This window comes from uncultured Phyllobacterium sp. (genome assembly GCF_902479695.1).
Taxonomy (GTDB): domain Bacteria; phylum Pseudomonadota; class Alphaproteobacteria; order Rhizobiales; family Rhizobiaceae; genus Phyllobacterium; species Phyllobacterium calauticae.
This window is the reverse complement of record NZ_CABSQF010000015.1, coordinates 81399-101777: the sequence shown is the minus strand read 5'-3', so window position 1 is coordinate 101777 and position 20379 is coordinate 81399. Positions and strand designations below refer to the sequence as shown.

At 60.5% G+C, this 20379-nt stretch carries 23 protein-coding genes; 10 read left to right on the top strand and 13 right to left on the bottom strand.

Going from position 1 to position 20379, the window contains the following annotated elements:
- Positions 1–32: 32 nt before the first annotated feature.
- Entirely contained in the window at positions 33–320 is a 288-nt protein-coding gene (locus RDL77_RS11565; protein ID WP_288192916.1) for a hypothetical protein, read from the bottom strand.
- Between the two features lie 53 nt (positions 321–373).
- Here RDL77_RS11565 and RDL77_RS11560 point away from each other — a divergent pair, with 53 nt between their 5' ends.
- Positions 374–2479, top strand: coding sequence for a S9 family peptidase (locus RDL77_RS11560; RefSeq protein ID WP_288192915.1), 2106 nt, complete (start codon positions 374–376; stop codon positions 2477–2479).
- Between the two features lie 170 nt (positions 2480–2649).
- The gene (locus RDL77_RS11555; protein ID WP_223611400.1) at positions 2650–2988 is read left to right on the top strand and encodes a metallophosphoesterase; all 339 of its coding nucleotides are present in this window, start codon (positions 2650–2652) and stop codon (positions 2986–2988) included.
- Between the two features lie 2 nt (positions 2989–2990).
- On the opposite strand, the gene RDL77_RS11550 is transcribed toward RDL77_RS11555, so the two are convergent.
- Positions 2991–4094 carry an NAD(P)/FAD-dependent oxidoreductase gene (locus RDL77_RS11550; RefSeq protein ID WP_288192914.1) on the bottom strand — a complete coding sequence of 368 codons (1104 nt, stop codon included), beginning with the start codon at positions 4092–4094 and terminating at the stop codon, positions 2991–2993.
- Between the two features lie 73 nt (positions 4095–4167).
- Here RDL77_RS11550 and RDL77_RS11545 point away from each other — a divergent pair, with 73 nt between their 5' ends.
- Positions 4168–4614, top strand: a complete 447-nt coding sequence (locus RDL77_RS11545; RefSeq protein ID WP_308526397.1) for a MarR family transcriptional regulator — start codon at positions 4168–4170, stop codon at positions 4612–4614.
- Positions 4615–4634: 20 nt separating this feature from the next.
- Here the strand turns inward: RDL77_RS11545 and RDL77_RS11540 are convergent, their stop codons facing one another.
- The 5 genes from RDL77_RS11540 to ampC all read right to left on the bottom strand — a co-directional run bounded on the left by RDL77_RS11540 (position 4635) and on the right by ampC (position 9032).
- Complete coding sequence (locus RDL77_RS11540) at positions 4635–5606, bottom strand: aliphatic sulfonate ABC transporter substrate-binding protein (RefSeq protein ID WP_288192913.1); 972 nt, start codon at positions 5604–5606, stop codon at positions 4635–4637.
- Positions 5607–5792: 186 nt separating this feature from the next.
- A complete protein-coding gene (locus RDL77_RS11535) occupies positions 5793–6716 on the bottom strand; it encodes a cytochrome c (RefSeq protein WP_223611403.1) in 924 nt (307 codons plus the stop codon).
- Positions 6717–6738: 22 nt separating this feature from the next.
- The gene (locus tag RDL77_RS11530) at positions 6739–7191 is read right to left on the bottom strand and encodes a cytochrome c (RefSeq protein WP_223611404.1); all 453 of its coding nucleotides are present in this window, start codon (positions 7189–7191) and stop codon (positions 6739–6741) included.
- 188 nt (positions 7192–7379) lie between these two features.
- A complete protein-coding gene (locus RDL77_RS11525) occupies positions 7380–7637 on the bottom strand; it encodes a hypothetical protein (RefSeq protein ID WP_288192912.1) in 258 nt (85 codons plus the stop codon).
- Between the two features lie 216 nt (positions 7638–7853).
- Positions 7854–9032 (bottom strand): class C beta-lactamase, encoded by a 1179-nt coding sequence (ampC, locus tag RDL77_RS11520; protein ID WP_288192923.1) that lies wholly within the window; start codon positions 9030–9032, stop codon positions 7854–7856.
- Positions 9033–9256: 224 nt separating this feature from the next.
- On the opposite strand from ampC, the gene RDL77_RS11515 reads away from it, so the two are divergent.
- On the top strand, positions 9257–10126 hold the full coding sequence (locus RDL77_RS11515) for a LysR family transcriptional regulator (protein ID WP_223611406.1): 870 nt from the start codon (positions 9257–9259) through the stop codon (positions 10124–10126).
- Here the strand turns inward: RDL77_RS11515 and RDL77_RS11510 are convergent, their stop codons facing one another.
- Positions 10127–10600 carry an SRPBCC family protein gene (locus RDL77_RS11510; RefSeq protein WP_288192911.1) on the bottom strand — a complete coding sequence of 158 codons (474 nt, stop codon included), beginning with the start codon at positions 10598–10600 and terminating at the stop codon, positions 10127–10129.
- Between the two features lie 195 nt (positions 10601–10795).
- On the opposite strand from RDL77_RS11510, the gene RDL77_RS11505 reads away from it, so the two are divergent.
- The 5 genes from RDL77_RS11505 to RDL77_RS11485 all read left to right on the top strand — a co-directional run bounded on the left by RDL77_RS11505 (position 10796) and on the right by RDL77_RS11485 (position 14243).
- Positions 10796–11680, top strand: coding sequence for a carbon-nitrogen hydrolase family protein (locus tag RDL77_RS11505; RefSeq protein WP_288192910.1), 885 nt, complete (start codon positions 10796–10798; stop codon positions 11678–11680).
- A 178-nt stretch (positions 11681–11858) separates the two neighbouring features.
- A complete protein-coding gene (locus tag RDL77_RS11500) occupies positions 11859–12527 on the top strand; it encodes a hypothetical protein (protein ID WP_288192909.1) in 669 nt (222 codons plus the stop codon).
- A gap of 61 nt (positions 12528–12588) precedes the next feature.
- Complete coding sequence (locus RDL77_RS11495) at positions 12589–13281, top strand: YafY family protein (RefSeq protein WP_223611410.1); 693 nt, start codon at positions 12589–12591, stop codon at positions 13279–13281.
- Between the two features lie 69 nt (positions 13282–13350).
- A complete protein-coding gene (locus RDL77_RS11490) occupies positions 13351–13737 on the top strand; it encodes a VOC family protein (protein WP_223611411.1) in 387 nt (128 codons plus the stop codon).
- A complete protein-coding gene (locus RDL77_RS11485) occupies positions 13734–14243 on the top strand; it encodes an EVE domain-containing protein (RefSeq protein WP_288192908.1) in 510 nt (169 codons plus the stop codon). The genes RDL77_RS11490 and RDL77_RS11485 overlap by 4 nt, the downstream gene beginning before the upstream one ends.
- Here RDL77_RS11485 and RDL77_RS11480 read toward each other — a convergent pair.
- Positions 14161–15453, bottom strand: coding sequence for an MFS transporter (locus RDL77_RS11480; RefSeq protein WP_288192907.1), 1293 nt, complete (start codon positions 15451–15453; stop codon positions 14161–14163). The genes RDL77_RS11485 and RDL77_RS11480 overlap by 83 nt on opposite strands.
- Positions 15454–15587: 134 nt before the next feature.
- Between RDL77_RS11480 and RDL77_RS11475 the strand changes: the two genes are divergently transcribed.
- On the top strand, positions 15588–16031 hold the full coding sequence (locus tag RDL77_RS11475) for a helix-turn-helix domain-containing protein (RefSeq protein ID WP_105737250.1): 444 nt from the start codon (positions 15588–15590) through the stop codon (positions 16029–16031).
- 215 nt (positions 16032–16246) lie between these two features.
- Here the strand turns inward: RDL77_RS11475 and RDL77_RS11470 are convergent, their stop codons facing one another.
- The 4 genes from RDL77_RS11470 to RDL77_RS11455 all read right to left on the bottom strand — a co-directional run bounded on the left by RDL77_RS11470 (position 16247) and on the right by RDL77_RS11455 (position 20371).
- Positions 16247–16846, bottom strand: a complete 600-nt coding sequence (locus tag RDL77_RS11470; RefSeq protein ID WP_288192906.1) for a superoxide dismutase — start codon at positions 16844–16846, stop codon at positions 16247–16249.
- Positions 16847–17273: 427 nt separating this feature from the next.
- Positions 17274–18152 (bottom strand): branched-chain amino acid aminotransferase, encoded by an 879-nt coding sequence (locus tag RDL77_RS11465; RefSeq protein ID WP_223611414.1) that lies wholly within the window; start codon positions 18150–18152, stop codon positions 17274–17276.
- Positions 18153–18535: 383 nt separating this feature from the next.
- Complete coding sequence (locus RDL77_RS11460; RefSeq protein WP_223611415.1) at positions 18536–19243, bottom strand: L,D-transpeptidase; 708 nt, start codon at positions 19241–19243, stop codon at positions 18536–18538.
- 231 nt (positions 19244–19474) lie between these two features.
- Complete coding sequence (locus tag RDL77_RS11455; protein WP_288192905.1) at positions 19475–20371, bottom strand: dienelactone hydrolase family protein; 897 nt, start codon at positions 20369–20371, stop codon at positions 19475–19477.
- Between the last annotated feature and the right edge of the window lie 8 nt (positions 20372–20379).

The window sequence follows — 20379 nt, the reverse complement described above, 5'->3', positions numbered from 1 at the left end:
CATGAGACAATATTAAGTAATTCTGTTTTTGATCAAAAAGACAAATTACGTGGAAATATGCGCGAAAAATCCTGCTCGGGCGCCCGGATCAGAGGCCGAACGGGTGTAAAACCAGCAAAAGACGCGACTTCCGTCACCGGATTGGCGACGGGGCGCGAGCTCGGCAATAGTGTTGCAGGCGGAGCGCCACAGTATTCGCAGATGAACCGGCGGATCTCGTCTATCGGCACGCCCGGAGCAAGGCGCTGTTGCGGACAGGCAGGATTGACGAATCCTTCGCAGATGTGATTGTCATCGTGTTCTCCGGCAAAGTGCGACATTGTTCCGTTGCAAAGTCATCAGCCTGTTCCATCCACTGTACTGAGAGTATTTCATGACCAAAACATCACGTTTCACCTCTCTTCCCGCCCCGCAATCAGCCAAACACCCGGTATCGGACACGCGCCACGGCATAACCCGTGTCGACAACTATGCGTGGATGCGCGCCGACAACTGGCAGGACGTGTTCAAGGATCCGTCGGTGCTTGATCCGGCCATCCGCAACCACCTGGAAGCGGAAAACGCCTATCAAACCGCGCTGATGGCCGACACGAAGGCGCTGCAGAGCACCCTGTTCGACGAGATGAAGGGGCGGATCAAGGAAGACGATTCCTCGGTCCCCTCCAAGGACGGCCCATTTGCCTATGGCACGTCCTACAAGACCGGCGGCCAGCATCCGCGCTTCTTCCGCATACCGCGCGACGGCGGCGCCGAGACGATGCTGCTGGACGGCGATCTGGAAGGCGAAGGCAAGGCCTATTTCAGCCTGGCTTCCGCCGATCATTCGCCGGATCACGCCAAGATGATCTGGGGTTTCGATGACAAGGGATCCGAGTTCTACACATTGCGGGTGCGCGATCTGACGACGCTGGCCGACGCAACCGATGTGGTCACGGAAACATCGGGCGACGGCGTGTGGAATGCCCAGTCAACCGGCTTTTACTACACCAAGGTGGATGCCAACCATCGCCCGTCGCGCCTGTTCTACCACGTGCTCGGCCAGCCGGAGCGCGCGGACCGCCTGATCCATGAGGAAATGGATCCCGGCTTTTTCATGGGCGTCAGCGGCAGCGCGCTCGATGATTTCATCTTCATCGATTGTCACGATCACGAAACGTCGGAAGTCTGGCTGCTCGATGCCAGGGATGCCGCGTCCGAACCCCGACTTGTCGCCGCGCGCCAATCCGGCGTGGAATACAGCATGACCGAAGGCGGCGATGTCTTCTACATCCTCACCAACATCGACGGTGCCAAGGATTTCAAGATCATGAGCACGCCGGTCACCGCGCCGGAACCGGCCAACTGGACCGAGGTGGTGGCGCACAAGCCGGGACGCCTGCTGCTCGGCCACGGCGCCTACAGGGATTATCTGGTCTGGCTGGAGCGGGAAAACGGCCTGCCGCGCATCATGATCCACAACCGCCACACGGGCGAGGAACACGCCATCGCCTTTGACGAAGAGGCGTTTTCCCTCGGCCTGCAGGGAAGCCCCGAATATGACAGCGAGGTCATCCGCTTCTCCTACTCCTCCATGACCACGCCATCGCAGCTCTACGACTACAATATGCGCACGCGCGAGCGCACGCTGCTGAAAACCCAGGAAGTCCCCTCCGGCCACAACCCGGACGACTATGTCACGCGGCGGCTGCTGGCTCCGGCGGCGGACGGCGAAACCGTGCCGGTTTCCATCGTCTATCATCGCGATACGAAACTGGATGGTTCCGCACCCTGCCTGCTCTACGGCTATGGCTCCTACGGCTCGACCATGTCGGCAAGTTTCAGCACCACGCGCCTGTCGCTCGTCGATCGCGGCTTCATCTACGCCCTCGCCCATATTCGCGGCGGCAAGGACAAGGGCTATGCCTGGTACGAGAACGGCAAGCGCCTGCACAAGAAGAACACGTTCAGCGATTTCATCGCGGTCGCCCGCCATCTCGTAGCGGAAGGCTTTACCAACCCGCAAGGCACCATTGCCCATGGCGGCTCTGCCGGCGGCCTGCTGATGGGCGCCGTTGCCAACATGGCGCCGGAGGCGTTTGGCGGCATCATCGCCGAAGTGCCCTTTGTCGACGTCATCAACACGATGCTGGACGATACCTTGCCGCTCACCCCGCCCGAATGGACCGAATGGGGCAATCCGATCACCTCGCCGACGGACTATGCCTACATGGCGTCCTATTCGCCCTACGACAATATCCGGGCGCAGGCCTATCCGCCTGTTCTGGCGGTTGCCGGGCTGACCGATCCGCGCGTCACCTACTGGGAACCGGCCAAATGGGTGGCCAAATTGCGCGAGCTCAAGACCGACGATCATCCCGTGCTGTTCCGCGTCAACATGGATGCGGGGCATGCGGGCGCCTCCGGCCGCTTCTCGCATCTGGAGGAAGTCGCCTATGTCTATGCCTATGCCCTCAAGCTCGTGAACAAGACCGCCGCCTGATCACGGGCACATCATCCCCGCCGCCCGTTGACACCAGCGGGCGGTTGGGTCGCGCAGATGTGTTCGCCCATGCACCGGGTCGCGGTTACACGTGCTGCGGTTTCGGCTATAAAGGCACAAAGCGTTTGTGGGGAAGCAATGTCAGACTTGGTTCACTGCGGAGGTTTATGATGAAACGAAGCGTTCTTGTCCTGATGCTCGGCGTGGCGTTCGCCGCCCAACCCCTGCTTTCGGTTCTGGATACAACCGGGGTGCAGGCAGCGGTTCGCAAGAATGTCAGCGAATTTGCCGGGCAGCGCTGCAACAACCCGCCGCGCGGATCAGGTGTGATCGTCGGCCGCTATTCCGGCACGACCGACAATCCGATCATTTCCATGGGCAGCGACAATGTGCCGGTTTCCGACTTTCGCTGCTTCCGTACGATGGAAGAATGCCGCGGCTGGCTCTACACCATGCGCAGCAAATATGTCGACGGGAACTCCGTGCTGATCGGGTGCAACAGGCGCTGAGTTCAGGCCGTGCCGCTGATCCGCTTCATCGTTGCTTCCAGACTGTCCTCGGCAAAACCGTCGTCCATCGCCTGCATTGCATTGCTGGCAGCCGTCGCGGCCCGTTCCCACATCGTGGCTTCGTAAGCCCGCACAGCCGTGTTCCGGTCCTCGTCCCCGGTCAAGGCATCGGCGAGATCGGCGGCATCGCGCAGCGCCAGATTGCCGCCCTCGCCCGCCGGTGGCATGACATGCGCCGCATCGCCGATCAGCGTCACACCAGCGCGGCTCTGCCAGCAGTGCCCGACGGGCAGCGCGCAAATCGGCCAGGGCCGCACCGTGTCTTTTGCCGATTCTATGAGCTGCAGCAGACTGCCGTCCCAGCCGGCGAACTGCGCGGCAAGGCTTTCCTTCGTCGCCTCGAACCCCGGCTTCTCCTTGCCCCGCAGCGCCGCATAGACGCGGATATGCGCATTGGCGTTGCGCTGCGCGAAGATCGATTTGCCGTCGCCCTTGGCAATCATCGTGCCGTGTCCGACCAGCGCCGCGATATCGGGATGGCGCGCGTCGGCACCGTCGATCGCAAGTTCATAGAGGGTCAGTCCGATATGCCGGGGCTTTTCGTTCGACACCAGCGCACGCACCCTTGACCCAACGCCGTCAGCTCCGACAACGAAGTCATGCCGGGCGACGGAACCGTTGCCGAAATGCAGTTCGAACGTGCCGTCATCGCATCCCAGGGCTTCCGTCAAACGGCAGCCCCAGCGAACACTATCTGCCGGAATGGACCGCAAAAGCAGGTCTCTCAATTGGCTGCGGTCAATCTCCGGGCGGTCCCCGTCGGAGGCATCGTCCTTGTACACAAGCAGGCCGTGCTTGTCATAAAGCCGCGTGCCCTGGTCTTCGTAGCGCGCAAAATGCTGAAACTCGGCAAACAGCCCGGCCCGCTTCATGGCGTACTGCCCGGTTCCGGGATGCAGGTCGAGCATGCCGCCCTGCCCGCGATGCACGGGCGATTCATCCCGCTCATAGACGGTGAAGGCGACGCCCTTCAGATACAACATACGCGCGAGCAACAGCCCGCCGGGGCCACCGCCGACAATGGCGATCCCTGAATTCTTTGACATGTTCATCATCTCACTGGTAGATTGCATAGGGTCCTATTATTCTATCATAGGGTCCTATGCAAGGAGAATCGCCATGCCCGGCCCGGACCCGAGACAAACCCCATCTTTCCTCATCAAGCAGGCAGCGCGAGAGCTGATGCGCAGAGGCGAGGAGCGGCTGCGGCCGCTTGGTCTCGGCGCGGCCTATCTCCCGATTCTGGTGGCGGTGAAGAATGGCGAAGCATCGACGCAGGCCGATCTGGCCCGGTTGCTGCAGGTGGAACAGCCGTCCATGGCCCAGGCGCTGGCCCGGATGGAACGGGACGGCTTCATTCAGCGCAAGCCCGATCCGGCCCATCGGCGGAGCCAGATCATCGAGCTCACCGCGCTCGCCTTCGAGCGCCTGCCGCAGGCTTATGCGGCGCTGAACGAGGGCAACATTCTGGCCATGACGGGTTTTTCCGCCGGCGAGACGGCGCAGTTCGTGGCCTTTCTCAATCGCGTCAATGCCAATCTGCGCAATGAGGACAGCAAGTCCTGATTCCCCCCGGAATGGGCAGCTCAGGCGGGCCTGCCCTTCCAGACGATATCGCTGACGTTGAGTTTTTTGGGAATGATCTTCAGCTCATAGAACTCATCCGCCAGGGCCTGCTGATAGGCGACGGCCTCGGCTGTGACGGGCGTCACGTCGCCCAGCCGGACACCGTCGCGTGTCAGCGTGACCCTCTGGATATCCTCAGGCACGCTGGTGATTTTCGACAGGGCGGCGACGGTCTCGTCCAGATTGTCCTGCGCCACCCGGCCAACCCGCGCGAGTTCGTCCAGCACATCGTTTAGGATATCGCCATGGGCAGCGGCGAAATCGCCATTGCTGAGGAAATACGACCAGCTGTCGACGATTCCCCTGCCCGTTGCCAGAATACGGGTTTCGGGGCGTTTTTCGGCAACCGCCAGATAGGGGTCCCAGATCGACCACGCATCGATCTGGCCGGAGGAAAAGGCCGCCGCCGCATCCGGCGGCGACAGGTCCGACGCCGTGATGTCGTTCACCCACAGGCCCGCCGTGCGCAGCGCCTTGACCGTAAAATTGTGTGCGCTCGAGCCGCGCTTGAAGGCAACACGCTTGCCCTTGAGATCGGCAAGACTGTTGATCGGCGAATCCTTGCGCACCAGAATGGCCGATCCGTCCGGCGAGCCCTTGTAGGTGCCGGCATAGACCAGATTGCCGCCCGCGGCCTGCGCAAAGAGCGGCGGCACATCGCCGGTCGGACCGAAATCGACCGCACCGGCACCCAGCGCCTCCAGCAGCGGCGGACCGGAGGAGAATTCGGCCCAGCTCACGGCGATGCCGCGCGCCGCAAAGCGTTTCTCCAGCGCCCCCGTTCCTTTGGCCAGGGCGAGGACACCATTCTTCTGCCAGCCGATGCGCAGTGTTTTGACCGGCACCGTAGCGGCCGCCCGGACGGTCAACGGCACGAGCGCAGTCACGGCCGCCGCCCCGATCAACGAAAGAGTCTGTCTGAGTGTAACCATCGATGCCATCCTTTCCATCTCCTGCGGGCTGCCACGGGCAGACACCTCACACGCAAGGATGGGGTAAACGCGGAACCGGATCGACGTCATAAATATTGAACAATGGGCGGGATCGGGAAAATCATGCCCTGCCAAGCCGGATGGAGTGAAATCGTTTGGCCGAAAGGCAATCCCGGCGGCGTGCGTTCAGGGCTTGGGGAAACCCCGGGGATGAGCAGGAATGGCTTTCAGGTAAGCCGCAATCGCCGCCCGGTCGGCCGGCTCCAGATGCGCCGTGTTCAGCACGACATCGGTCATGGACCCGCCGAGCGAGTCGAAATCGGGCGTAAACCCGCTTTCCAGGGCATAGGCGATATCCTTTTCCGACCAGCGGTCGATACCGCCCTCGCCGCCGGTGATGTTGGGCACGACACCCTTGCCCTCGGGCGCCTTTGCACCGGCCAGCCAGCGGCTCTTGTCCAGCCCGCCAATGGCGTTGCGCGGTGTGTGGCATTCGCCGCAATGGCCGGGGCCTTCCACCAGATACTGGCCGCGCTTGATCGCATCCGTGGCATCGGCGATCGTGAGAACCGGATCGGATGCCAGATAGAGCCGCTTCCACAGCCCCAATCCCCGGCGAACGGTGAAGGGGAAACGCAGCCGGTGATCCGCCGCCACATTGTCCGACGGCGGCAGCGTTTTCAGGTAGGCATGGAGATCGGCGATATCCTGCACCTGCATGCGCGCATAGGAGGTGTAGGGAAAGGCGGGATAATAGTGCCTTCCATCCGGCGATACCCCGGCGAGCATGGCATTGGCCAGGTCTTCGAATGACCAGGCGCCGATGCCCTTGCCGGAGGGAGAAATGTTGGGGGTAACGAAGGTACCGAACGGCGTGACCAGCTCATGGCCGCCCGCCAGCACCAGGCGCGCATCGCCTCTGGCGCCCGGCGCGGCATGGCAGGAGGCGCAGCCCCCCGCCCAGAATACCCGTTCGCCGCGCTTGGCATCACCGGGAGCCGCGGCGGCAAGCCGTGCCGGATCAACCCGCGACGGCGCCGACAGCAACCAGAATCCGGCGCCCCCGGCCAGGGCAGCCACAATGACGAGCAGCAGCAGCTTGCGGATCATTGTGTCTCCCCCGCCTGTCCGATCAGTTCTTCTTGATGCGGAATGTCTGATGGCAGGCGCCGCAATTCTGCGAGACCTGCGCGAAGGCAAGCTTGAAGCTGTCAAGGTCCTGCGGTTTGGCGGCAGCCGCCGCGGCGGCATCGGCCTTGTACTTGTTTACAGCAGCGACGAAGCCCGCATTGTCTTCCCAGATTTTCGGCGAAGCGGTGGTCTCGCCGCCGGTGTCGCTGCCGGCCGGAAACAGCGCTGCCGGATCGATCTTCTGCGCATCCTCGTTCAGCTTGCTGAGAGCCGCCAGCACCGCAGCCGCATCAAACGGCTTTTCGCCTTTGGCAATCGGGGCGATACTGCCGATGGTCTTGCCCTGGTCCTTCATAATCGCCTGCCGGTCCGCAATCGGATCAGCGCCTGCGGCAGCCGAAAACACTGTCATGGCCAGCAAAGGCGCCGCAGCGAATGCAATCAGTCTCTTCATGGATGTCTCCAACTCTCGTGGCTTCAAAAACATGTGGCTTCAAGGGTTTTCAGGGGCATTCTCGGGTCCGAACCCTACAGTAAACATCCCGGATTGCACCCGCCCCATACGATCACATTTTCGTATGACAGAGATTGGTTCGCATACGAAAAACCCCGGCTTTCGGCCGGGGTTTTGCTGTTTGTCCGTCAGATACGGCGCCATCTGCGATCATGGCGGTGATGCCAGTACGGGCGATCCCAGCGGCGGTCATAGCGATGATAATAGCGGCGGTCGTAGCGGCGATCGTAATAGTCGCGGTAATACTGAACGCGCTGCACATTGCTGTCTGCAGCCGCTGGCCCTGTTGCGGTGATGGGCTTTTCGACAGTCATCGGGGCGGCGGACACCGGTCCGGCTGCTCCGAGGGCTCCGATCGACATCACGACGGCAAAAAGAGCTGACATCAACTTTTTCATAGTGCCTCCAGTGAAATGCGCCCTGAGTGAACGTGCATTTCGACATGTTAAGTCCCTTGGGAATAGACTTAAGTCTAATCCCATGAACCAGAGATGAATAATCAATATGGCGCAGCAATGGCATGGGGGACGCGGGCGATCACATATAAAAACCGGCCGTGCGAATATGTGAAAACACCTTCGCACGGCCCGCCGGGGCATCCCTTATTCGCTCGCGCCGTTGTTGGCATCCAGCCGTGTCAGTATCTGATAGGCCATGCGGATGCGGTCCTCATTGGGATAGTATTTGTTGGCCAGAATGACGATGCCGAACTGCTTTTTCGGCACGAAGGCGACATAGCCACCGAAGCCGTTGGTGGAACCTGTCTTGTTGATGAGCACATCGTCGCGGGCAGGCTGCGGCGGCGTCAGCGCGGTCACCGGCATCGGCTTGAGCATGTCGGGAGAGTTGCCGCGCAGCAGCGTCTTCAGATCGACCGGATAGGCATATTGTTCCCAGATCAGATCCTGCGTCATTGCGCCGACCTTGAAATAGCCGGTATGCGTATCGGCGATCGCCCGCTGCAGCTTGCCTTCCAGCCTGGCCATTTTCATGTTTGCTTCCAGGAAGCGGATCAGGTCGGTGCTTGTGGTTTTCACACCATAGGCTTCCGAGGAAAGGACTGCCTTGCTCACCCGGGCCGGGACATCCTTCCTGGTATAACCCTGGGCATAGTCCGCCATTTTGGTGTCCGGCACGTTGATATAGGTGCTTTTCAAGCCAAGGGCCGGAAACAGCTGGCCTTCCATCAGCGCTGCAAAATTCCGGTTCATCGCCTTTGCCGCGATGTAACCCAGCATGCCGATGCTCGGATTGGCATAGGTCCGGTATGTTCCGGCGGCGTAGGCCGGCTTCCAGTTCTGCAGATAGCTCATCAGCTGGTCGTCGTTCTTCACCTCGTCGGGAACCTGCACCGGGAAGCCGCCCGGCGTATGGGTGCCAAGATGCATCAGGCTGACATTGCCGAAGGCCGTATCCCGCATGGACGGCAGATACTTGCTGGTCTTGTCCGACAGGGAAAGCTGACCGTTTGCCTGCGCATAGGCCGCAAGCGTGACCACGAAGGTCTTGCTGATCGATCCGATCTCGAAGAGCGTATCGGCCGTGACCGGCTTGCCGGTTTCCCGGGAGGAAACGCCGTAGTCAAACAGATAGGGCTTTCCCTTGATCGTCACGGCGACGGCCATTCCGGGAATATTGTATTTTTCCATGACCGGCCTGATTGCCGCATCCACGACGGCCCTGACTGCCGTCGCCGGTTTGTCGGCCGCATGCCCCGTGGCGGCGGGCGCACAGGCGGCAAACAGGATGGAGAGCAGAACTCTGGTGGCTTTCGCTGGCATTTCTTCGACTTCCTTTGCTGGTTCGGCATTGTGGACGGGTCCGCGACCGGCGCGGATTGCGCGCCGGTTGAAAACCCCGCAGGTGCTGGTCATGGAGATCGCCTGACATAAGACTGGCTTCCGCAATGCACCGCAGACCTGCTGAGCCGCATCTATCTAACCGGCTGGGATGCCCTGTCAAAACATGATATCTCGGGGCAGACATAAGAAAAATTAGGGTATCCATGGTTCGGCCATTTCTCCCCCTCAACGGCCTCAGAGCCTTCGAAGCTTCCGCACGGCACCTGAGCTTCACCCGCGCGGCCATCGAATTGTGCGTGACGCAGGCTGCGGTGAGCCAGCAGGTGAAGAGCCTGGAAATGCGCCTGGGCGTACCGCTGTTTCTGCGCCTGCCGCGCGGCCTGAAGATAACGGCGGAAGGCGAAGCACTTTTGCCCGTGGTCACCGGTTCCTTCGACCGGATGGCAGACACGCTTGACCGGATCGAGGGCGGACAGGTCCGCGAGCTGCTGTTTCTGGGCGCGGTCGGCACATTCGCCGTCGGCTGGCTCCTGCCGAGACTGCCGGATTTCCAGCGGCAGTTTCCCTTTATCGAGGTTCGGCTGTCGACCAACAACAATCGCGTCGACATGGCGGCTGAAGGGCTGGATTTTGCCATCCGGTTCGGCAACGGCGCCTGGCACGGTACGGATGCGACCCGCCTGTTCGAGGCACCGCTTTCGCCGCTGTGCGTGCCGCAACTGGCCGAGACGCTGCTGGAGCCTGCCGATCTTGCCAGTCACACGCTGCTTAGAAGCTATCGCATGGATGAGTGGAACAACTGGTTCGCGGCGGCCAATGTTCCCGCCTCGCCGCAATTGAACAAAGCCATCGTGTTTGACTCGTCCCTGGCCATGATGGAAGCCGCCCTGCAGGGGATCGGCGTTGCGCTTGCGCCGCCGATGATGTTTTCACGCCACCTGACTGCAGGCGCCATCGAACAGCCGTTCCAGACCTCGATCTCGCTGGGAAGCTACTGGCTGACGCGGCTGCAATCGCGCACGCCGACACCAGCCATGACCGCCTTTGCCGAATGGATCGTTTCAGCGCCCTGATCAGGCCGGTGCGGCTTGGCTTTTCAATGCCTCGCCGAGATTGTCGAGCATGGCGCTCCAGCCGGCCCGGCGGTATTCCGGCTTGTCCTCATCATCGAGAAAGGCCGCCTGTTCGGTGAGGATGAGGCGGCAGCCTTTGCCCGACGGCGTGAGGTCAACGGTCACGATGCTGCTGGAAATGGGCGTCGTTTCGCGTCTCATCGTGCCGGCGGAAATGATCCGTTCATTCGGCACGATATCCTGGTAGGAACTGGTGCTGATATAGGTTTCGCCGCCGGTCTTGCCGAAACGGAAGATGTCACCGCCGCCGATACGAAAATCGAAGTGATCATAGGCTGCATACCAGCCATCGCCCATGGCGTTCCAGCGCAGGAGCGCCTCGACACTGGACCAGGCAGCGAATACGCGCTCCGGCGAGGCATCATAGGTGCGCTCGACAATGATGGTTGCATGGTTGACGGAACCTCCGGTCATGATGTCCTCCCTTGCCGGTCAATTCATTAAGTGATTGCTTAAGTATCACGCGATTGACGATCACGCAACTAATACTTAATTGTTGACTTAAGTGTCTTGCCACCGAAAATGTCCGCTGCCAGCGCAGCGCACCGGTTCTTGCATAAGCGGCAATCGGGTAAACTCCATGGTGCTGGTGAGTCGAAGGAAGAGCCCGTGAAGAAAAAACGCGCCGACTACGTCTGGGATGTCCCGCCTTCCGCGCGCGGCAAGCCTGCCCGGCTGACGGTGGCCACCTGCCAGTTTCCGGTTTCGCATGACATCAACGCCAATCTGGCCCACATGCTCGATCTCATCGCCCGCACCGCGTCTGCCGGTGCTGATGTCGTGCATTTTCCCGAATGCGCCCTCTCCGGCTATGGCGCCGCGACATGGCCATCCTGGGATGATTTCGAATGGGCAACGCTCAACGCCGCCATGGACAGGATTATCGAGGCGGCCCGCGCCCACGCGATCTGGATCGTCACCGGTTCGGTGCATTGGGATCACGCGCACACCCGGCCCACCAATGCGCTGTTCGTGTTTGACGATACGGGAGCGATTGCCGGGCGCTATGACAAGCGGCGCTGCTCGATCAACGATCTGCGCGCCTTTGCGCCGGGCGACACGCCGTTGGCTCTCGATATCAAGGGCGTGCGCTGCGGTTTTCTCATTTGCCTCGACTGGGCCTTTCCCGAACTCTGGCAGGAACACGCCGGCAAGGTCGAGCTGGTCTTCCATTCCTGCTACACGGACAATGTATCGCGCGACCGGATCGAGGCCCATGCGATCCAGCCGCTGATCCAGGGCTATGCCTGGCTCAACCAATATGCCGTCAGTTCATCCAATTCATGCCGGCCGCGCCAGAATTTCCCCAGCTTCTGGATCGAGCGCACCGGCCATCACGGCGGCAGCGCGGCACGGGACGAAACCGGTTTCATCCTGAACGTGCTGACCGACGATCCGGAGCTCGACGCCTTTTGCCAGCGGGTGCTGGAATTCCGGCGTTCAGCCAGCGACGGCAGCCTCTATGCGCCCTATCTGGAAGCCAACAAGGTTTGATGCGACTACGACCAAAATCGTATAGCTTCCAAACGCGCAATATGCAGATCTGAAGGGATTGAAAAGACGAAGGCGGCGCCTTCCGGCCCGCCCTCACTTTTGTCTGCAGCAGATTTGCGCTTGGCGCAGTGATCACATCCGCAGCTCATGCTCGAAATTTAAGATACGGTGGAAAGGAATGCAATATCCGTTTTCGTGCGTGCCGGCCGTCCACTCCGACATCGAAAGCACACTGTCTCCGGCCCGCCTCGCTCGCTACCTGCCAGCCGCTGGAGGCGACCGGCATCTGGCACTCCGCCTCTACATCTGGAACGCGCGTCTTTGCGAATCCTTGTATCTGCCGATGCAATTCGCGGAAGTCGCGGCGCGTAATGCAATTCAAAAGCCGGTCGTCGGACGATTTCACAACCGCTGGTACGAGAATCCCCGGTTCATCAATCTTCTTCCGGCGCGAATGAAGGATGAACTGATCGATACCAAGCGAAGGGAGCAAAAGAAGCATGCCGCAATGCTCAGTCAGGACCACATTGTCGCCGGCTTGTCACTCGGCTTTTGGGTCTCCCTCATGACCGCCGCCTACGACAAGCAGTTATGGGCGCAGGGGGTCAGGGCCGCATTCCCGCATGCGGATCCGCGAGAAAGCCGTGAAAGTATCCGTGCCCATCTGGATGGCATGCGGCGCTTTCGCAATGACATTGCGCATCACGCGGCAATTTTCGACCGTTCTCCGCAAAAAGAATTTCAGAACGTCATCCATATCACCGGCCTTGTATGCGAAAATACCTGCTGGCTTTCAAAGCAACTGTCCAGATTGCAAAACGTCATCAACGACCGGCCAAGACTCTGAATTTCCAACCACTGCCAAAATATGGCATGATGTGACAACGCATCCCCGCAGGTGAGTAACCGTGTCCCGATCCCAGCGCCTTCTCGACCTGATCCAGACCATGCGCCGCTATCGCCGTCCGGTCAGCGGCAAGGTGCTGGCGGAGGAAACCGGCATCAGCATCCGCACGCTCTATCGCGATATCGCCACCCTGCAGGCGCAGGGCGCCCATATCGAGGGCGAGCCCGGCCTCGGTTATGTGCTGCGCCCCGGTTTCATGCTGCCGCCCCTGATGTTCACCGAAGAGGAGATCGAAGCGCTGGTGCTCGGCTCGCGCTGGGTGGCCAAACAGCCGGATAACCGGCTTTCAACGGCGGCGCGCGATGCCCTAAACAAAATCGCGGCGGTGCTGCCGGACGACCTGCGAGAGAGCGTCGACACCTCTGCCCTGCTGGTGGGTCCCGGGGACGGATCGGCAACCGATGGCGTCGACCTTGCCGACGTGCGCAAAGCGATCCGCAACGAGCGCAAGCTCGATATCACCTATCGCGACGGCAATGGCAGTCAATCCAGCCGCCTGATCTGGCCCTTTGCGCTGGGTTTCTTCGACAAAATGCGCGTCATCGTTGCCTGGTGTGAACTGCGCCAGGATTTCCGGCATTTCCGCACGGACCGGCTGTCGCGGCTCGAAGCAACGGACATACGCTATCCCAAGCGCCGGCAGGTCCTTTTGCAGGAGTGGCGCGACGCGCAGGGCATCGCCCAGCCGCGCTGATCACTACTGCCAGAAACTGGCAGCATGCCGTTTTATGGTGTTCCCGTCACAACCTGAAGGAGAAATGCCGTGGCCAACCCCAATCTCATCATTCTCTACGTTGCCAATGCCCCTGTCAGCCGCGCCTTCTATGCGGATCTGCTCAAGCGCGAACCGCTTGAAGAAACGATCAATTTTGCCATGTTTGCCCTCGACTCCGGCTTGCTGCTCGGCGTCTGGGCGCATGACAAGGTTGAACCGGCCATTACCAGCATTGGCTCCGGCAGCGAACTCGTGTTCAGCGTGGATACGGACAGCGAAGTCGAGGCAACCCACAGGGACTGGGCGGCACGCGGGTTGCCGATCGTTCAGGCGCCGGTGCACATGGATTTCGGCTATACTTTTGTTGCCCTCGATCCGGATGGTCACCGGCTGCGGATGTTTGCCGCTACCCCGGCACAGGGAACGGCGCAATGAGCGGCCACTGGATCGCAGTTGCTTCGGCGGACCATGTCCGCCGCGGCCTGCAGGACGGCTTCATGCAGGTTTGCCATGGCAAGGAAGGCCCGCTGAAGCGCATCAAGCCCGGCGACGGGGTGGTCTATTATTCGCCGACCGAGATATTCGGCGGCAAGGACCGCCTGCAGGCTTTCACCGCCATCGGCATGGTGCAGGCGGAAGACGCCTACCGCCACGACATGGGCGGAGGATTCGTGCCGTGGCGTCGCAATATTGGCTGGTTCGATGCCACGGAAGCGGACATCCGCCCGCTGCTCGACAGTCTCAGCTTCACCAGGGGCAGGCAGAACTGGGGCTACCAGTTCCGCTTCGGGGTGCTAGCCATCAGCCCGGAGGATTTTGATGTCATCGCCGGGGCCATGCATGCCCATCATCAAGGGCTTAATGTTGCCCCGCCTCTGCCATCGCTCCGGCCGGCGTGCGATGACGGGTTGCAGCCCAGAACATCAGGGCAAGCGCACTGATGCCCGCCCCCGCCAGGCTGACCCCTATCCAGCCGGCGGAGGCATAGACCAGCGTGGAGCCGAGCGAGCCTGCCGCACTGCCGATCGAATAGAAGATCATATAGCCCGCCGTCAGGCGGCTCTGCGCTTCCGGACGCACGCGGTAGATCAGGCTCTGGTTGGAGACATGCACCGCCTGCAGGGCGAAATCGATGGTCACAATGCCGATGATCAGGAACCACAGTGACGTCTGCATGAAGGCGACCGGTATCCACGACAGGAGCATGATGGTCAGCGTAATGCCGGTGGTGCGCTGTGCATGCCCCCGGTCGGCCCAGCGCCCTGCCCGCGAGGCCGCCAGCGCTCCGGCAGCGCCGGCCAGACCGAACAGCCCGATTTGCGTGTGCGACAGCGAAAACGGCGGAGCGCTCAGCGGCAGCACCAGCGGTGTCAAAAGCATGGTGATGTCGGCGAAGATGAACATGGCAATGACGGCACGGATGCGCAGCACCGGCTCTTCGGCAAACAACAGGAACACAGACTTGATCAGCTTCGGATAGGCGATTTTTGTCCGCCGCACTTCGTTGCGTGGCAGGAAGTGAAACAGCAGCGCTGCAATGATCAGCGTCAGCACCGCCGAGACGGCATAGACCGAGCGCCAGCCCGCCAGATCGGCCATGCCACCGGCAATGGTGCGGGCGAGCAGAATACCGATGACGATGCCGCTGGTGACAATCCCGACCACCTGCCCCCGCTCATGCGGCTTTGCCAGACTGGCGGCATAGGCGACGAGCGCCTGCGTGACAACGGCGAGCAGGCCGATGGCGGCCATCGCCACCAGCAGCGCGAGCGAGGTCGGGGCAAAGCACACCGCCAGCAGGGCCAGCGCAGAGAGAACCGATTGGCCGGCGATCAGCCGGCGGCGGTCGATCAGATCGCCCAGCGGCACGATCAGCAGCAGGCCAAGCCCGTAACCGACCTGCGAAATCGAGACGATCATGCCGATGGTGGCGTGGCTCATGCCAAAACTGTCGGCAATGGCGTCGAGCAGCGGCGGCGCAAAATAGACGTTCGCCACGGCCAGTCCGCAGGCAATGGCAAACAGAAGTGCCAGGGGTCGGGAGAATTCTATGGCCTGCGGCCCGCTGAAAGGCGTTTTTTCAGCAATTTCATCCGTATAGACCGCTTGTCCACCGCCAATGACCAGATTATCGTCCTGCTCAAGCTTCATCGCATCCTCCTGCGCATGTGGTTGCAAATTAAAACCTATTGCGTCTTAGCTCCATCGGTTTTATATTGCAACTACCCTTCGCAGAGGGAGAAATAAGATGAGCACTGCTCTGCGACCAAAAAAGGGGGACTACAATGGTCAAGCGAACGAGCCACAAGGATGATCCGTGCCCGGTGGCAAGGCCACTGGATGCGATCGGCGACTGGTGGTCACTGCTGATAATACGCGACGCGTTTGAGGGATCGCGGCGTTTTGGGGAATTTCAGAGAAGTCTTGGCCTGGCCAAGAATATTTTGTCGACGCGGCTGCGCAATCTCGTTGCGCATGACATTTTCACCATCGCGCCCTGCGCCGATGGCAGCGCCTACAATGAATATGTGCTGACCGAAAAAGGCCGCGATCTCTTCCCGCTGCTTGTGGCCCTGCGGCAATGGGGTGAAGAATACTACTCCGACAGCTATCAGGCGAAAGTCCAACTGGTCGACCGCGAAACGGGTAAACCGGTGCGGCGGCTGGAACTGCGCTCCGATGACGGGCGCCTGCTCGGGCCTGACGACACGGTGGTTGTCGGGCACTAGATTTCCCTGCCCTCGCCCTGCCTGACATCGCTCCGCGGTGTCTGGCAGCGCCATCGCCATAAAATGCAAATGAAAATCATTTGCAATAAGGCTTGACGACAGTCCGATTGTTCGTATTCTGTGGTGGTGCCAGTGGGACGCTGGCTCCGGGCGGACAATAGAAAAAGGCCCCATCCATGACGGGGCCTTTCCATCGATATCGCTCGGGAAAAAGCTTATTTGGCTTTTTCGTAGAGTTCGAGGACGTAATCCCAGTTGATGAGACTGTCGACGAAAGCTTCGAGGTATTTTGGACGGGCATTGCGGTAGTCGATGTAATAGGAGTGTTCCCATACGTCGACGCCGAGGATAGGCGTTGCGCCATGAACGAGCGGGTTTTCGCCGTTTGGTGTCTTGGAGATTTCAAGCTTGCCGTTCTTGACGGAGAGCCATGCCCAGCCGGAGCCGAACTGTGTGGTGCCGGCAGCGATGAAATCGGTGCGGAACTTGTCGTAGCCGCCGAGATCCGAGTCAATGGCCTTTTCCAGAGTGCCCGGAAGCTTCTTGCCGCCGCCGTTCTTCTTCAGCCAATGCCAGAAATGCAGGTGGTTGTAATGCTGGCCGGCATTGTTGAAAAGGCCGGCATTCTTGCCATAGGACTGCTTGACGATCTCTTCAAGCGAGAGATTTTCAAGACCGGCTTCGGCAGCCAGTTTGTTGCCGTTGTCAACATAAGCCTTGTGGTGCTTGTCATGATGATATTCCAACGTCTCGCGCGACATGAAGGGGGCGAGTGCGTCGTAATCATACGGCAGTGCGGGCAGTTCGAAAGCCATGGAAGTCTCCTCTTCGATTCAATCTGTGATCAGAATTGGTTAGCCCGTCGGGGCGCACGCCAATCCTGACAAAACCTGCGTTCGTTACATAGAGCCTTTCTCACCTAAATAGAATAGTTCTGCCGGAAAGAATTTGGTTCAAGGTCGAGGGGGTTGACGAGACCGATGTTTACCCATCGGGCGAAGTCAAACCCCGATGGATTTGAAGCAAATTCATCCGGCCCTTCGGGTTTCCGGCTGGCGGACACCCACTTTGTCAGGCAGCTTCGTCCGATGGGTAAACATCGGCCTCACTACCTTCCGCGTGGATTGTCTCGCCATCCGAGAAACAGAACTGTTTCTATTTAGGCGAGAAAGGCTCTCGGTCCGTATTTCCCCGGGGGCAATGCGGAACGGATCAATATTTCGGTTTGATCCGGTTTCAGCGTTAAATTTTCGGCGTGGAGTGGGCGAACTCCCAATAGAGCTCCCTCGCCTTCTTGGTGATCGGCCCCGGCTGAAGGTCGCGGCCTTCAATACGGGTAACGGGCACGACCTTCGAATGGTTCCCCGTGGAGAAAATCTCGTCGGCGTTGAGGAAATCCTGCACCGTCAAGGTCGCCTGCGTCGTGCGGAAACCGTAATCAGCCAGCACGTCGATCGTGCGGGCGCGGGTGATGCCGGACAGGAACGTGCCATTGGGCGCGGGCGTGAAAATGTGCCCGTCCTTGACCATGAAAATGTTCGAGCTGCCGGTCTCAGCGACATTGCCCAGCATATCGAGCACCAGCGCATTGTCGAAACCGCGGGATTTGGCCTCGAGAATGGCGCGGCCATTGTTGGGGTAGAGGCAACCGGCCTTGGCATTGGTCGGCATCGTCTCGAAACTCGGACGGCGGAAGGGCGAAACGGTGACGGAAAAACCCGTGGGTTCCTGCATCGGCGATTCGTACAGGCTGAGACAGAAGCGGGTTGAAGCGGGATCGGCGGGCACACCCATATAGCCGCCATGCTCGGCCCAGTACATCGGCCGGATATAGACGGCGATCCGGCCATCGAATTTTTTCAGCCCGTCGCGGGCAAGACCGGCAATGTCTTCCGCGCTCATGGTCGGCTGGAGACCAAGCGCGGCGGCGGAGGCATTCACCCGGGCGCAATGGCGGTCAAGATCGGGCGAAACGCCCTCGAACCAGCGTCCGCCGTCAAAAACCGTCGAGCCCAGCCACATGGCGTGGCTGCGCGGCCCGATCAGAGGCACGTTGCCCTCGTGCCAGTCACCGTCGACATAGGTCCAGGTGGTTGATTGCGCTGCTGTATTGACTGCCATGAGAGTGATTCCGTCGCTGAGAATAGGTCGCCCTATCGAAGGGTTATTCGACCGCAAGGTCAATGGTTCAGACGCTGCGGAAGGCAAATTGCGACAAACGGACTGCCATAACCAGCACTTTTCCGCGTCAAACCAAGGCTTCTCATACTTTTGATGAATTGCGCATCGGAATATCGCCGGTCCACTATGACACGGCAGCATTGAGCCGTTTGTCAGTTCCGGACTTCAAATGTTGTGAGAAAACGCACCGTATCATTTCCCCCCACTCCCCTCAGGATACGGCTTCTTGGCGGGCCCCTTGCCGGGTCTGCTTTTCTTTTGGCTCAAAGAAAAAGGCCGGCAACCCCAGGTCACCGGCCTTCCATGTGGACAAAGGCGACAGATTACATCACCAGGATCGGCGTCTTGTTCGGCACGCGATCATAGAGATCGATAATGTCCTGGTTGATCAGGCGCACGCAGCCCGACGAAACCGCCTTGCCGATGGACCACCATTCCGGCGAGCCATGCAGGCGATAGAGCGTGTCCTGGCCATTCTGGAAGATGTAGAGGGCGCGGGCGCCGAGCGGATTGGTCAGGCCGGGCTGCATGCCGCCATTGCGGGCGCTGTATTGCACCAGCTCCGGCTGGCGGGCAACCATTTCATCCGGCGGAGTCCAGGTTGGCCAGTGGCGCTTCCACTGGATGACCGCGCGGCCGGACCAGGCAAAGCCTTCGCGGCCAATGCCGACGCCGTAACGGATCGCCTGACCGCCTTCGCGCACCAGATAGAGGAACTTGTTCTGGGTATCGACAACGATGGTGCCGGGCTGTTCGCCGGTCGGGTCCTGCACGACCTGACGCAGGTAGCGCTTGTTCATCCTCTTGATCGGAATGGCGGGCAGCTGGTAGCCGTCATCCTCGCGCGCCGCATACATGGCTTCGTAGGAGCCAAAGGCCGGATCGACATCCGCCTGCGGTGCGAGCGGCTGGCCATTGTCGTCAACCTTGATAACCGGCATATCCGGGATTGCGGCGCATCCGGCGAGGCCGACGGCCGCTGTTGCGGTCAATGCAGTCAGGAAACCGCGGCGGGAAATCATGTTTTGCATCATTGAACCAATTTAGCGGTGGGAGATGGAGTGTGAGATAGCATGGATCGGGTTTACCAGCTCTAAACGCACATAAAATGTGGCAACGGACCGTTGGCAATATGGCGCAAACAAGGCGGGTGGCGGACTGTTGCCCTCCCGCAACAGAAAGGCTGCCCGAAGGATGCCTGCACCGTTCACCGGGCGATAAACAATTCGTGAGACCGCGAAACCCGCATTCCCATCGCCGAATCACCGGGGTTCATAGCGAAAATCCGACACGCCGAACCGCCCGGCAAGGCTGCTGAGCGGCGCATCGCCGGTCTTGCCTCTGACATAGCGATCCATGAAGGCGACACTGGCTTCGCTGATGCGCGTGCGGGTGAACAGGCCGAGATCGGTCCACGTCAGATGACCCGCGCCCAGGAATTCCACATAATATTTCGGGCCCTTCGACAGGTCGTAACCGCCGCCCGGCCGCCTTACTTTCGGGGTCACAAAAATATCGCGCGTGCCGCCCTGGTACATGACCGGGGCTTCGAGATGCCGCAGTGAATCCCGGTGCAGATAGGGGCCGACATAGGGGGACAGGGCGAGCGTTGCCTTGACGCCATCGATGCGCCAGCCGGGCCAGGCGCCGCTCATGCCCAGCACGGTATAGCCGCCGAGGGAATGCCCCGCGAGCCCCATCTCGTTCCAGTTGATCCGGCTGTTCCACTGCCGGTCGCGCTTCAGGGCGGCAATCACCTTGCTGAAATCATCGGCGCGGTTCCTGAACGTGGCTTCCGTCCAGCGCAGGGGTTTGCGCAGGGAAACCTGCGGCTTGTCGAGAATGCTCTGGTCGCCATTGTTGCAGGTCGCATCGTGATGATTGGGCGCGAAGACGATGTAGCCCGCCTTGGCAAAGGCCCGCATCAGGAATTTCGATTGGGTCGAACAGCCGTGGAACCCGTGCGAGAAGAAAATGACCGGCTGGCGGGCAATCGTCGGCTGGTCCGGTTCCCACACATGGACCGGCACCCCGCCGATCACCGCTTCGCTGTCTTTGGCAAGGGCGGTTCCCGCCGTGGCCAGCACGGCGGTGAGAATGGCGGCAATCAATCGCAACACGGGGCGTGGCAGAGCGAAAGATTGGCCTGTGCTGTTCATCGGCGCCC